Consider the following 14,253-nt stretch of genomic DNA (forward strand, 5'->3'; position numbering starts at 1 on the left):
TCACGGGAGCGTCCGGATTCGTCGAAGAGCGGCGTTCTCTCTTGCAAGACGATAATGTCGCATAAAGCGGCTTGGGAAATGATCGATGCGCAAACCTGTCGCCGATAAGGTTTCCGACCGTGCGTCGGCCGATATAGTCATTGCCGACCGGCGGATGTCATTTGCCTTCCCCGGACTGGTACTCGCCGGCGTTGCGCTGATCTGTGCGATGTTGACCCTGTTCGTGCTGCTCGGATTGACCCCGATTGCGCCGACGACAAACGTGGTCATCGCTTCGGTCATCATCAATTCGCTGTTCGTCATCGGACTGATGTACCTCATCGGTCGCGAAATAAATCGTCTCATGAAAGCGCGGCGACGGGGCAGGGCGGCGGCGCGCCTGCATGTGAGAATCGTCGCTCTCTTCTCCATCGTCGCGATTACCCCCGCCGTTCTGGTGGCGATCTTTGCGAGTATTACGCTCAATGTCGGTCTCGACCGTTGGTTTGCCCTGCGCACCCAGGCCATCGTCGATTCGTCCAGCAATATCGCCCAAGCCTATATGCTCGAAAATGCTGGCTATTTGCAGGGCCAGACGCTGTCCATGGCGACTGACCTCGACCGCAACCGCGCACTTTTCTATCTTGACCGCACTGGCTTTGTCGAGCTGATGACGCGGCAGGCCAAGGGCCGCGGGCTGCTCGGCGCGTTTCTCGTGCAACAGGATGGCGATGCGGTCGTCCAGGCCGACATCAAGACAGAGCGCCCCCTTCCAGCCATTCCGCAGGATGCCCTGCAAAAGGCTGGTGCTGGTCAGCCTACCCTCATTCCTCCCGGTGTCACCAATCTCGTTGGCGCCATCATCAAACTTGAGGGCATCGGCGGAACGTTTCTTTACACCGTGCGTGCTGTTGATCCGAAGGTGATGTCTGCCATGCGGCTGATGGAGGAAAACCGTGCAGAGTATAACGCGATGGAGGCGGGCCGTGCACCATTGCAAATTGCATTTGCGATTCTCTATCTCGGTTTCGCGCTCATCGTTCTTCTTGCTGCCATCTGGACCGCCATCGCCGTTGCGGACCGTATCGTGCGTCCCATTCGCCTTCTGATCAGTGCGGCCGACAGTGTCGCTATGGGCAACATGCATGTGCTTGTACCCGTCCGTGCAGCCGATGGAGATGTCGGTAGACTTGCGCGAACCTTCAACAAGATGATTGGTGAAATTCGCAGCCAGCAGGACGAAATCATCGAGGCCAAGGATGATATCGACAATCGCCGTCGCTTCATCGAGGCGGTGCTATCGGGGGTGACGGCGGCTGTGATCGGCGTCGACGAATATCGCAACATCACGATTGCCAACCCCTCGGCAGAAGAGTTTCTGGCTGTCTCCTCCGAACAGCTGGTGGGTTCACCGCTGGTCGAGATCGCCCCTGAAATCGAGCATGTTGTGACGGAAGCCGCAGCGTCCGCACGGATGGATTTCCGACACCAGATCAACATCATCAGGCGCGGTAAGGAGCGCACGTTGAACGTTCAGGTGACGCGGGAGGATGCTCGTGATGGCCACGAATCCTACGTCATTACGCTCGATGACATCACCGATCTCGTCATCGCCCAACGCTCGACCGCATGGTCGGAAGTGGCACGGCGAATCGCGCATGAGATCAAAAATCCGCTGACACCGATTCAGCTTTCGGCAGAGCGCATCAAACGTCGCTTCGGCAAGCAGATACATGATGAAACAGACCGGGCGGTGTTCGATCAGTGCACAGACACGATTGTGCGCCAGGTTGGCGATATCGGTCGCATGGTGGACGAATTCTCTGCCTTTGCGCGCATGCCCAAGCCGACCAAGGAGATGTCAGATTTGCGGACAATCCTCAAGGACGCCACATTCCTCAGGGAAATGGGTGCAGCGCATGTCAAATTCGCAACCGAACTGGGCGATGAGCCGCTTGAGGGGATGTTTGATTCACGCATGCTCGAGCAGGCCTTTGGCAATCTCATCAAAAATGCCACGGAGGCGATCGAGTCGGTTGAAACGAGCGATGCGCCTCGCGAAGGGAGAGTCCTGGTCAGGGCGTCTTTTGATGAGGAAAACAACCGGTTTATCGCAGATGTGATTGATAATGGTCGTGGTTTGCCAGTCGAAAACCGTCATCGCATCCTAGAGCCATACATGACGATGCGCGAGAAGGGCACAGGCCTTGGTCTGGCCATCGTCAAGAAGATCATTGAAGAACACGGCGGTCATCTGGAATTGCATGATGCGCCGACCGATTTCGATCAAGGCCATGGCGCCATGATCAGAGTGCTGCTGCCGCGTGTCGAAGTGGCGCTCAGCGAGAGAGACAAGGAAGTTGCATATGGCGTCTGATATTCTGGTCGTAGATGACGAAGCGGATATCCGCGAAATCGTAGCCGGTATTCTGTCCGACGAAGGCCACGAGACACGGATGGCCTTCGACAGCGACAGTGCGCTGGCGGCGATTTCCGAGCGCGTTCCCAGGCTGATTTTTCTCGATATCTGGATGCAGGGTAGCAAGCTGGACGGTCTGGCGCTGCTGGACGAGATCAAGAGCCGTCATCCCGAGCTTCCCGTCGTGATGATTTCGGGTCATGGCAATATCGAGACGGCAGTCAATGCCATCAAGCGCGGCGCCTTTGATTTTATCGAGAAGCCGTTTAAAGCCGACCGTCTGATTCTGATTGCCGAGCGGGCGCTTGAAAACTCCAAGCTCAAACGCGAGGTTTCAGAGCTGAAAAAACGCGCCGGAGATGCCGTCGAGCTTATCGGCGCATCGCTCGCCGTCTCGCAGCTGCGCCAAACCATCGACCGTGTTTCGCCGACCAATAGCCGCATCATGATTCTTGGTCCATCCGGTTCCGGCAAGGAACTCGTGGCGCGCATGATCCATAAGAAGTCCTCGCGGGCGACCGGACCCTTCGTTGCTCTGAATGCCGCGACGATCACGCCTGACCGCATGGAAATTGCGCTTTTCGGCACCGAAGGCCTTCCTGGTCAGCCACGAAAGGTGGGCGCGCTGGAAGAGGCGCATCGCGGCGTTCTTTATCTGGATGAAGTCGGAGAAATGCCACGCGAAACGCAAAACAAGATCCTGCGTGTGCTTGTCGACCAGCAATTCGAGCGTGTCGGTGGCGGCAAGCGCGTGAAGGTGGATGTGCGTATCATCTCGTCCACGGCCCATAATCTGGAAGGATTGATTGCCGACGGGCTGTTTCGTGAAGATTTATATCACCGTCTTGCCGTGGTTCCGGTTAAGGTTCCGGCCCTTTCAGAACGTCGCGAAGATATTCCGTTTCTTGTCGATATGTTCATGCGCCAGATTTCCGAACAGGCGGGCATTCGGCCACGCAAGATCGGGGATGACGCGATGGCCGTGCTTCAGACGCACGACTGGCCGGGCAATATCCGCCAGCTTCGCAACAATATCGAGCGGCTCATGATTCTTGCACGCCCCGATAATGTCGAGACGCCGATTTCTGCCGATATGCTGCCTGCCGATATTGGCGACATGCTGCCGAAGATCGCGGCGCAAGGCGACCAGCACATCATGACGCTTCCCTTGCGCGAAGCGCGTGAAATGTTCGAGCGGGATTATCTGGTGGCGCAGATCAACCGGTTTGGCGGCAATATTTCCCGCACGGCGGAATTTGTCGGCATGGAGCGTTCTGCTTTGCATCGGAAACTGAAGTCGCTTGGCGTCTGACGATCCTGAATTTGCTGTTCTGGCCTGTAGAGAGAGCGTATGAAAGTCATCATTTGCGGCGCAGGCCAGGTGGGTTACGGCATTGCGGAGCAATTGTCGCGGGAAGATAACGAGGTGTCCGTTATCGATACCTCAGCCGCTCTGATTGCAACCATCACCGAAACGCTGGATGTACGCGGATATGTCGGGCATGGCTCGCACCCGGACATGCTCGCGAAAGCGGGTGCCGATCAGGCAGATATGATCATCGCCGTGACGCTATACGATGAAATCAACATCGTTGCCTGCGAAGTCGCGCACGCGTTGTTCAGTGTGCCCACGAAGGTCGCTCGCATCCGTGACCAGAGCTACCTCCAGCCGGAATATGGCGATCTGTTCAGCCGCGAAAACATGTCCATCGATGTGACGATTTCACCCGAGATCGAAGTTGGCAAGATGGTGCTGCGGCGTATCGCGTTCCCGGGCGCGACGGATGTGGTGCGTTTTGCGGACGACAATGTCTCCATGCTGGCCATTGAGTGCATGGAAGACTGCCCTGTCGTCAATACGCCCTTGCAGCAGCTCAGCCATCTCTTCCCAGACCTGATTGCAACGGTTGTGGGTGTCTATCGCAACGGACATCTGAAAGCCGTCGATTCGTCGGAGCAGCTGCGTACCGGTGATCTGGCCTACGTGATCTGCCAGCGCCAACACGCGCGCCGTACGCTTGGTCTTTTCGGCCACGAGGAGAAGGAAGCAGCCCGGATCGTTATAGCAGGCGGCGGTAACATCGGCCAATATGTGGCGCGCTGCATCGAAGACGTTCAGCCGAAAACGCGTGTAAAGATCATTGAGGCCGACCGCGAACGCGCCATCGCGGCATCCGAGAAACTCAACTCGACAATCGTGCTGAATGGATCGGTTTTGGACCAGAAAATCCTCCACCAGGCGGATATTCAGGATGCAGACCTGATCGTGACGCTGACCAACAACGATCAGACCAATATTCTGGGCGCTGTCATGGCGAAGCAACTTGGTTGCAAATCCAATCTCGCACTTCTGAACGGCCCATCATTTCACGATGTCGCGAAGTCTTTGGGTCTGGATGCCTATATCAATCCGCGTGCTGTCACCATTTCTCGTGTCCTGCAACATGTTCGGAAAGGTCGCATTCGTTCCGTCTATGCGGTGCAACGCGGCAATGGCGAAATTATCGAGGCCGAAGCGTTGGATACGTCGCCTCTGGTGGGGCAGGCGCTTCGCGATATGGAGTTGCCGGATGGTGTTCGCATCGGCGTCATCTATCGGGACAAAACCGTGATACGCCCGGACGGCGGGACCAAAATCAAGGCGAGAGATCGCGTTGTCCTGTTTGCGTCATCGGATGCAGTGCGTGAGGTGGAACAGCTATTCCGAGTATCAATTCAATATTTCTAAAATATTGTGTATGAAGCAAAAAAGCTCATCCTCGTAAATCCGGGTAAGTTTTTCGACATTGCGGAACAGATCGTGATTTGATACCAGAGTTGCTGATCGGCTGACACGGGGACGCGGTTCGGCCGATCCTATTATTGATTATGCATTCCCGGTCTCCCATCCGGGCAAAAAAGAAAGAAGCGGCGCCATGGCGGAACGTTCTCAAAACCTGCAAGATCTTTTCCTGAACACAGTTCGCAAGCAGAAGATTTCGCTGACAATATTTCTCATTAACGGTGTTAAGCTGACGGGTGTGGTGACATCCTTCGATAATTTCTGTGTTCTTCTTCGCCGTGACGGACACTCCCAGCTCGTCTACAAGCATGCGATTTCGACCATCATGCCGGGCCAGCCGATGCAGATGTTTGAATCGGAAGAAGGCGCCGCTTGAATTAGCGGCCACGACGACAATACGACAGTCATGATTATACCGACAACGGAACCTTGAGCTAGGTTCCGTTGTTTTTCGGCGCATGCGCTCTTATATCTTGATGGAGCGATTTCTTTACGATCCGAAAGGTGCGGGCACATTTCTACACGCGATACATCGAATGAATCCATCATCCCGGAACTGGAAAAGCGTCGGGATGACATGCGCGCCGTTGTCATCATCCCGGTCTTGAAGCAGGGGCGTGCGCCACAGGAAGCCTCCGCGACGACGCCCCCCCGTTCGATGGAAGCGAAACTTGAAGAAGCCAAGGGCCTGGCGCTTGCCATTGACCTTCACGTGGCTCAAGGCTTGATCGTGCCGGTCAACCAGCCACGCCCGGGTACGCTGTTCGGCAGCGGGAAGATTGAGGAAATCGGTCAGCTTCTGGACGAAACCGATTCCGGGCTGGTCATCATCGATCATCCGTTGACGCCTGTTCAGCAGCGCAATCTCGAAAAAGAGTGGAACGCCAAAGTCATAGACCGCACCGGTCTCATTCTGGAGATATTTGGCCGTCGCGCCTCTACCAAAGAAGGCACGCTTCAGGTCGATCTTGCCCATCTGAATTATCAGAAAGGTCGTCTGGTCAGAAGCTGGACCCACCTTGAGCGACAGCGCGGTGGTGCTGGCTTCATGGGCGGCCCCGGTGAAACGCAGATCGAAGCTGACCGTCGCTTGCTGCAGGATCGCATCGTCAAACTAGAGCGCGAACTGGAGCAGGTCGTTCGCACGCGCCAACTTCATCGCGCCAAGCGCCGCAAGGTGCCGCATCCAATCGTGGCGCTTGTCGGTTACACCAATGCCGGAAAATCAACTCTCTTCAACCGCGTGACTGGCGCTGGTGTGCTGGCTGAAGACATGCTTTTTGCCACGCTCGATCCGACATTGCGCCGCATGAAATTGCCGCATGGTCGTACCGTCATCATGTCCGATACGGTGGGTTTCATCTCCGATCTCCCGACTCACCTGGTCGCAGCGTTCCGCGCGACACTGGAAGAAGTTCTGGAGGCCGACCTTATCCTTCATGTGCGCGACATGGCTGATCCTGATAATGGTGCGCAATCGTCTGACGTTCTTCGCATTCTGAACGATCTCGGAATCGACGAGAAGGTCGCCGATACCCGGATCATTGAAGTCTGGAACAAGGTCGACAGGTTGGATCAGGAAACGCACGACGCCATCATGCACAAGGCTGAAGGACGCGCCAACGTCCGCGCTGTCTCGGCCATCACAGGCGAGGGCGTCGATGCCCTGATGGACGAAATCTCGCAGCGGCTCTCAGGCGTTCTGGTGACAAGTTCTGTTGTGCTCGACGTCGATCAGCTTCACCTGCTGTCATGGGTCTATAGCAATGCCATCGTCGATGGACGCCAGGATAACGAAGACGGCTCTGTCACGCTGGACGTTCGTCTTTCAGACCCGCAAGCGCTTGAACTGGACAGAAGACTTGGTCACCCGAACAAATCCACGTCAGAAGAGAGTGAAGCCTAGAAATCCGGTTCCGCGCGCATTGGAGTTTTCCTATAAAAAGCAAGGCGAGCCGCGATTTTGCTCTAACTTTCCGGTTGAGATTGGGAAAATTTGCTATTTCAGGGTTTATTACCAGGTTCTGATAAGTTTTTGATTCCATCAATCACCACTATTTAGTTAGACTTTCGTAATGAAATCCATGTGATACCATCGGCTCGTTCTCACGAGCTGATGAATATGCAAGCTTTAGATCTCAATACCGTTATGCTGCTCCACAAGCTTTCTTTCTTTGTGGCTGGGCTTTGCTTTTTATACGTACGCTCCCAGTCGCGTGAAAGTGTGGGGCTCGGGTTTCTGGCTGCGGGTTTCTTTCTGGTCGCGATGGCAACAACACTGCTCGGAATCGGCAAGATTTTCGCGGATTACACCGATGCCTTATCCTTAGCCGGTAACTTTGCCGGGTTGGTCGGATATTCCATCTTCTGGATTGGAATGTGCCGAATTAGTCGGCAACGCCTGAGGCGCCGCGAATGGTTCGTGTTATGCTTGCCCGTCGCCGTCTGTGTCACCTTGCTTGTTACAGGCGGATACCACTCGACCGAAATCCGGACGATTGTCTTTCAGATTACGGCAGCGTCTCTGCTATTCGCCGCAGCCTTCACTGTTTTTGCGGATCGGATCGTCGAGCCGCTTCCGGTTCGAAAAGCGCTTGCAGCAACGATCATGTTTGCTTCGTTCCTCAGCGTCTTGATTGCCATCGGTATTCTTTTTCCAAGCATTGCGTATGTCTCCCCACGAAACGCGTTCTTCATCTCCATCATTTGCCATTTTGCCATTGCCGTCTTCGTTCTGGCATTGGTGAAGGAACGCGCGGAGGAGGGGTTACAGCGGCTTGTCGGTCTCGATGTCTTGACGGGCGTTCCGAACAGGCGGTCGTTTTCCTCCCGTCTTCCAGAGCTGATGCGCCAAGGTGATACAATCGTGATGATCGACATCGATCACTTCAAGCGCATCAATGACGGCTTTGGACATCTGGCAGGCGACGAAATCCTGATCCGGGTCGCTCAAGAATTGGCGAACCGCATTCGTCCGAATGAAAGCTTCGCCCGTTTCGGTGGAGAGGAGTTCATCCTCTATATTCCTGCAAAGGACGACGCCGACGCAATAACTTTTGCCGAAACGATTCGGCAGATGGTCAGTTCGATCAAGCATTCCATAGAAGACCAGAAAGTCGTCGCAACACTCAGCATGGGGCTTGCCGTTTGCGAAGGCAAAAGCTGTTCTCCGCTGGCTCTGATGAAACGTGCCGACACAGCGCTTTACGCATCGAAAGCCGCCGGCCGGGACAGGCTGACCGTTTACAGCGAGGGGGATGCCGAACGCCCGCAAGATGTGAGGCACGCGAGCTGATAGGCTCCCTACGGCTCAATCTGGCGCTCGATCGCCTTTGCCGATTGCCACAGTTCCTCCATCCGCTCCAGTGTTGCCGCCTCGAGCGTTTCGCCATTTTCGCTGAGCGATGTCTCGATGTGGCGGAAGCGGCGGCGGAACTTGGTGTTGGTGCCGCGCAGGGCGTTTTCCGGGTCTGTCTTGACGTGACGCCCCACGTTGACGAGGGCAAATAGCAGATCGCCCAGTTCGTCGGTTACCTTTTCCGGTTTGCCCGACGCCAGAGCCTCTCGCAGTTCGGCGATTTCCTCTTCGATTTTATCAAGGATGGGCTCGGGTGCCGACCAGTCGAAGCCAACCTGTGCCGCCTGTTCCTGAAGTTTCAACGCTTCCGTCAGAGATGGCTGCGTGCGCTGGATCGATCCCAGAAACCCGGTTTTGAAATCCTCGGTCATTCCGCGCGCGGCACGACGCTCGGCACGTTCCCGCTTCTCCTCAGCCTTGATAACATTCCATTGGATTTTAACCGATTCCGGCGTGTCAGCGTCAGAGACATCAAACACATGCGGGTGGCGGCGGATCATTTTCGATGTCACGGCCTCGACCACATCGCCAAATGAAAACGCACCCATTTCCTCGGCAATGCGGGAATGAAACACCACCTGCAACAACAGGTCGCCAAGCTCTTCGCACAGATCGTCCAAATCGTTGCGCTCTATGGCGTCGGCGACCTCGTAGGCCTCCTCGACTGTGTAGGGCTTTATCGTTTCAAACGTCTGCACGATATCCCAAGGGCACCCCGTTTCGGGTTGCCGCAATGCTTCCATTATCTCGATGAGACGGGAGATATCCTTCGAGGGTTCCATATGCTGGCTGCTTTCTGCTGCTGGTTCAGTTCAGGGGAATTTCATTTTCAGCCTTGGAGGACTGATAGTTTGCCGACAGGTCTGCGTAAATTTTCTTGATACGGGCGACCTGATCTTCAAGATATATCTTGCGCTGCGCCTCTTCGGTCTCAACCAGATCGGTGACGAAATACGACGTCCAGAACGCATTGCTGCGCCTGTAGCCGCCTGGCTCCAGTCCAAAGACTTCTTTCAGAATTTTCAGATCATGCGGGATAGCGAAGGCATCACGTGAATCTTCATGGCTGAAGAAAGAATAGAAATTATCGAACCCGGCCCATGTTATGGCTGACATACACATTGTGCAGGGTTCATGGGTGGAAAGAAAGATCAGCTCTTTAGGATCCGGCTTTTCACCCAATTCATGAAAGCGCTTCAGCGTATGGACTTCACCATGCCACAAGGGGTTTTCCAGCTCATTGTTGGTTTCCGCCACCACGAGCGACAGGTCTGATTTGCGCAATATTGCGGCGCCGAAGATCTTGTTGCCCAGTGCGACGCCCTGTTTGGTCAGCGGCAGAATATCGTTCTCGATGACATCGAGAAGACGAGAGGCGATCGTGTGTTCAGTCAAGGTATGTTCCTGTTCAATTGGAGCCTCATCATTGGGCATTCGACAGCAAATATCGCCAGAAAAATGCACAAAATTTGTAGATAATAGTTGGAATTACAACAGTGTGACGAATTCGAGCCACCGGTCGCTTTTCCTCCAAATCAGCGCTTGCCGAGAAATAAAAATCTACTGCAATATAGCAATGGAATTTCTGTACCTTCAATCCTGACGCATGATCGGACATAAGTATGGGTATGCTTACGAACGCCCCAGACAAAGCTGACCATCGGCTTACGACTTTTCCTGCTTTTTTCAAGGTGGAGAAGCGTCCCGTCGCGGTTTTTGGAAATGGCGATGAGGCGTTCGCCAAGGTCCGTCTTCTGCTTAACACAAGCGCTGATATTCGCGCGTTTGCCGACGCTCCGCAGGATGACTACGCGGCCTTGCTGGGGCAGGGACATGTGACGCATCACCTGCTGCCTTTTTCGCCGGAACTCGTTGAGGGTATGGTCCTCGTTTTTGCGGCGACCGGTGAAGAAGCGCTCGACCGTCAGATTGTCGATGCTGCTCGTTCTAGATCAATTCCCGCAAATGCCGTGGATCAGCCCGGTTACTGCGACTTCTACACACCGGGCCTGGTGTCCCGCGCGCCCCTTGCCGTTGCCATCTGTACCGAAGGTGCGGGGCCGGTTTTGGGTCAGATCGTCCGTGCGCGGATCGATCAGATGCTGGCGCCGTCTCTTGGTCGGCTTGCCCGTCTGGCGATCGAGTACCGGGATGCGGCTGAACAGAATATCCCCAAGGGTGCTTTGCGTCGAAATTTCTGGCGGCGTTTCTTCTCTGGCAGCGTCGCCGATTCCGTTGCCCTGAACGATATCGACGCGGCGCATGACGCTGCTGCACATCTGCTGGCGTCGCCCGAGCGTCCTGAAGGCTACGTCTGGCTGGTCGGCGCGGGTCCGGGTGCCGAAGATTTGCTGACATTGCGCGCCCAGCGCGTCCTGATGCAGGCTGATGTCATTGTCTACGACGCGTTGGTACCACAGGAAATCGTGAACATGGGCCGACGCGATGCAGAGCGCCTTTCGGTCGGCAAGCGCAAGGGCTGTCACTCGAAATCGCAGTCCGACATCAACAGGCTTTTGGTGACATTGGGTGAGGAGGGCAAGCGCATTGTCCGTCTCAAGTCCGGCGACCCGCTTGTCTACGGTCGTGCAGCCGAGGAAATGGCGGCGTTGCGGGAGGCCGGCATTGGTTACGAGATCGTGCCGGGCATCACCTCAGCGTTTGCGGCTGCCGCCGATTTTGAATTGCCGCTGACGCTGCGTGGCGTTGCGTCTTCGCTGATTTTTACCACCGGTCACGATCTCGCGGGAGACATCCTGCCGGACTGGGCGCGTCTGGCGGTGTCGGGTGCGACGATTGCGGTCTATATGGGCCGTTCGGTCGCCGCATCAGTGGCAACTCGGCTGATGAATGCTGGCCTTAATGGAGATACGACGGTTGCTGTCATCGAAAATGCCAGCAGGTCCTATCGCCGCCTTATGCATGGGACACTAAAGGATCTACCCGACCTGGAACATCGCGACGAACTGACCGGTCCGGTCATGGTTATCATCGGCGATGCAGTTGCGGGTGCGAATTTCGAACGGTCGGAAGCGTTGGCATCTACCGATGTCCTTTCTGATCCAAAGCAGGAGTATGCAAATGGTTGACAAGGTTCTGACAGCCAACCGTCTCGATGACGGCATCGCCGTATGGCTCGATGCGAACGGTGTCTGGAACGAAGATCTCCAGTCAGCGCTCGTTGCCCGTCACGCTGAGGCGGAAGCCTCGCTCGAAGAGATTGGCAAGCGCGATTTTTCCGCCAATAAGGTGGTGGATGTGAACATCGTCGACGTGACCGAAGAGAACGGCCTGTTGTGGCCGACACGCCTGCGTGAACGCATCCGCGCTGCTGGCCCAACCATTCCATACGCCGACGGCTTCAAGGCAGCCGACGCGGCGTTCATTGCAGTCTGAGGAATATCATGTACCGCTACGACGAGTTCGACCACGCTTTTGTCCAAGGTCGCGTGGAGCAATTCCGCGATCAGGTGGAACGACGCCTTTCAGGTGAGCTGGCGGAAGACGCTTTCAAGCCGCTGCGCCTGATGAACGGCGTTTATTTGCAGCTGCATGCCTATATGCTGCGCGTCGCCATTCCCTACGGCACCCTGAATGCCAAGCAAATGCGGATGCTGGCGCATATCGCTCGCAAGTACGATCGAGGGTACGGCCACTTTACCACGCGCCAAAACATTCAATACAACTGGCCGCGCCTTGCTGATACACCAGATATCCTGGCTGAACTGGCAAGCGTCGAAATGCACGCATTGCAAACATCCGGCAATTGCATACGCAACGTCACGGCTGATCACTTTGCCGGCGCTGCGGCCGATGAAGTTGCCGATCCGCGCCCCTATGCGGAAATCCTGCGTCAATGGTCATCCGTACACCCGGAGTTTTCCTTCCTGCCACGCAAGTTCAAGATTGCCGTCACGGGTGCAGAGAAGGATCGCGCTGCCATTCAGGTGCATGACATCGGTTTGCATTTGAAGAAGAACGAAAAGGGCGACATTGGCTTTGCCGTTTATGTCGGTGGCGGGCAGGGCAGAACACCGATGATCGCCAAAAAGATCAACGACTTCTTGCCAGAAGAAGATTTGCTGTCTTACACGACTGCGATCATGCGTGTTTATAACCTGCACGGCCGTCGCGACAACAAGTACAAGGCGCGCATCAAGATCCTCGTTCACGAAACGGGTGCTGAGGAGCTCGCGCGTCAGGTAGAAGCAGAATTTGCTCAGCTGAAAAATGGTGAGCTGAAACTGCCAGATGGCGATATCGCGGCCATCACGTCCTATTTCGCGCTGCCGGATTTGAAGGCGCGTCCTGAGGGATGGGAAAGTCTGGCTCGCTGGAAAAAGGCAGATATGGATTTTGCCCGCTGGGTGGACCAGAACGTCCAGCCGCACCAGAACCCGGATTACGGCATGGTGACGGTTTCGTTGAAGCCCATTGGCGGCATTCCCGGCGATGCCTCCGACGCGCAGATGGATTTGATTGCCGACATCGCCGAAGAATACGCTTTTGATGAAATTCGCATCAGCCACGAACAGAATATCATTCTTCCGCATGTGGCGTTGGCCGATCTGGAACCCGTCTATCGTGCCCTTCTGGGGTCAGGTCTCGCGACTGCGAATGCCGGGTTGATTACCGATATCATCGCCTGTCCGGGCCTGGATTATTGCGCGCTGGCCAATGCGCGCTCTATTCCGGTCTCGCAGGAAATCTCCAATCGCTTTGGTTCGCCGGAACGTCAGGCCGAGATTGGTGAACTGAAGATCAAGATTTCCGGCTGCATCAATGCCTGTGGCCACCATCATGTCGGCCATATCGGTCTGCTCGGTGTAGAAAAGAAGGGCGCTGAACTCTACCAGATCACGCTGGGTGGATCGGGCGACGAGAACTCGTCCATCGGTGAAATCATCGGTCGTGGTTTTGAGCCGGAGAAGGTAACGGACGCGGTGGAGACCATCGTCGATACTTACCTTGGCCTGCGCTTGTCGAAAGAAGAGACGTTTCTTCAGGCCTATCGCCGCGTCGGCGCGCAGCCTTTCAAGGAAGCGCTCTATCCGGCAGCCGCCGCAGCCGCATAAGGAACAGCAGGATGACGAAAATCTGGAACGAAAGCGGCTTCGTGGAGAACGATCCGTGGGTCATCGAGACCGAAGAGGTCACGGCGCAGGACGGCCAACAGGCGGTTCTGAGCCTCGATGCCTTCATTTCGCGCGCCGAGGAAAGCAATGATATCGGTCTTGGTGTTCTCGTGACACCGGCGGATGACGTCGAAAAGCTGCGTCCCTTCATCGACCGCATTGCCCTGGTTGCTGTCAGCTTTCCGGCGTTCAGCGATGGTCGCGGCTTCAGCCACGCGTCTCTGTTGCGAACCCGCCTCAACTATCCGGGCGAGTTGCGGGCGGTGGGTGACGTGTTGATCGATCAGGTGCCGCTGATGCTGCGCACCGGCTTTACAAGCTTTGCGGTGACGAATGAGACTGCGATCCATCGTCTGTCAGAAAATCGTCTGCCCGCAATCGACGTCTATTACCAGCCGACGGCGAAACCATCGGCGGTTGGAGAAGCCTACAGCTGGCGTCGCCAAAAAGCAGGCTGAGACATTGCGTAGAAATATGAGTTTTTGACACGAATTTCCGCGCGCATATCACCAATGACAATCCTGTACCTTCAAAAGCAGGTCCGGATGGTTTATTGCCCCAGCTGACACTATTGCATATC

Annotated in this window: 12 protein-coding genes; 10 read left to right on the top strand and 2 right to left on the bottom strand. The window is 55.6% G+C overall.

Features of this window, described 5'->3' with window-relative positions:
- The first annotated feature begins 85 nt into the window (after positions 1–85).
- The 6 genes from GGQ73_RS14055 to GGQ73_RS14080 all read left to right on the top strand — a co-directional run bounded on the left by GGQ73_RS14055 (position 86) and on the right by GGQ73_RS14080 (position 8,475).
- Positions 86–2,356 (top strand): sensor histidine kinase NtrY-like, encoded by a 2,271-nt coding sequence (locus GGQ73_RS14055; RefSeq protein ID WP_183896842.1) that lies wholly within the window; start codon positions 86–88, stop codon positions 2,354–2,356.
- The gene (gene ntrX, locus GGQ73_RS14060; RefSeq protein ID WP_174153208.1) at positions 2,346–3,710 is read left to right on the top strand and encodes a nitrogen assimilation response regulator NtrX; all 1,365 of its coding nucleotides are present in this window, start codon (positions 2,346–2,348) and stop codon (positions 3,708–3,710) included. The genes GGQ73_RS14055 and ntrX overlap by 11 nt, the downstream gene beginning before the upstream one ends.
- A gap of 39 nt (positions 3,711–3,749) precedes the next feature.
- Positions 3,750–5,126: a Trk system potassium transporter TrkA gene (trkA, locus tag GGQ73_RS14065; RefSeq protein ID WP_183896843.1), complete on the top strand. Its 1,377-nt coding sequence runs from the start codon at positions 3,750–3,752 to the stop codon at positions 5,124–5,126.
- 187 nt (positions 5,127–5,313) lie between these two features.
- Positions 5,314–5,556, top strand: a complete 243-nt coding sequence (gene hfq / locus GGQ73_RS14070; RefSeq protein WP_003496145.1) for an RNA chaperone Hfq — start codon at positions 5,314–5,316, stop codon at positions 5,554–5,556.
- A gap of 201 nt (positions 5,557–5,757) precedes the next feature.
- Positions 5,758–7,086: a GTPase HflX gene (gene hflX, locus GGQ73_RS14075; RefSeq protein ID WP_234910973.1), complete on the top strand. Its 1,329-nt coding sequence runs from the start codon at positions 5,758–5,760 to the stop codon at positions 7,084–7,086.
- 216 nt (positions 7,087–7,302) lie between these two features.
- On the top strand, positions 7,303–8,475 hold the full coding sequence (locus tag GGQ73_RS14080) for a GGDEF domain-containing protein (protein WP_174153210.1): 1,173 nt from the start codon (positions 7,303–7,305) through the stop codon (positions 8,473–8,475).
- 8 nt (positions 8,476–8,483) lie between these two features.
- Here the strand turns inward: GGQ73_RS14080 and mazG are convergent, their stop codons facing one another.
- Positions 8,484–9,320, bottom strand: a complete 837-nt coding sequence (mazG, locus tag GGQ73_RS14085) for a nucleoside triphosphate pyrophosphohydrolase (protein ID WP_183896844.1) — start codon at positions 9,318–9,320, stop codon at positions 8,484–8,486.
- A 25-nt stretch (positions 9,321–9,345) separates the two neighbouring features.
- Positions 9,346–9,933 (bottom strand): deaminase, encoded by a 588-nt coding sequence (locus tag GGQ73_RS14090; RefSeq protein WP_183896845.1) that lies wholly within the window; start codon positions 9,931–9,933, stop codon positions 9,346–9,348.
- Between the two features lie 233 nt (positions 9,934–10,166).
- On the opposite strand from GGQ73_RS14090, the gene cysG reads away from it, so the two are divergent.
- Genes cysG through GGQ73_RS14110 form a run of 4 tightly spaced genes read left to right on the top strand, consistent with a single transcriptional unit; the run spans position 10,167 to position 14,131 of the window.
- Positions 10,167–11,627 carry a siroheme synthase CysG gene (gene cysG / locus GGQ73_RS14095; protein WP_183896980.1) on the top strand — a complete coding sequence of 487 codons (1,461 nt, stop codon included), beginning with the start codon at positions 10,167–10,169 and terminating at the stop codon, positions 11,625–11,627.
- Positions 11,620–11,934: a DUF2849 domain-containing protein gene (locus GGQ73_RS14100; RefSeq protein ID WP_174153213.1), complete on the top strand. Its 315-nt coding sequence runs from the start codon at positions 11,620–11,622 to the stop codon at positions 11,932–11,934. Before cysG ends, GGQ73_RS14100 begins: the two co-directional genes overlap by 8 nt.
- 8 nt (positions 11,935–11,942) lie before the next feature.
- Entirely contained in the window at positions 11,943–13,613 is a 1,671-nt protein-coding gene (locus GGQ73_RS14105; protein WP_183896846.1) for a nitrite/sulfite reductase, read from the top strand.
- Between the two features lie 11 nt (positions 13,614–13,624).
- On the top strand, positions 13,625–14,131 hold the full coding sequence (locus GGQ73_RS14110; RefSeq protein WP_174153215.1) for a DUF934 domain-containing protein: 507 nt from the start codon (positions 13,625–13,627) through the stop codon (positions 14,129–14,131).
- Positions 14,132–14,253: the final 122 nt, after the last annotated feature.

The organism is Rhizobium skierniewicense, from assembly GCF_014196515.1.
In the GTDB taxonomy this organism is placed as follows: Bacteria; Pseudomonadota; Alphaproteobacteria; order Rhizobiales; family Rhizobiaceae; genus Agrobacterium; species Agrobacterium skierniewicense.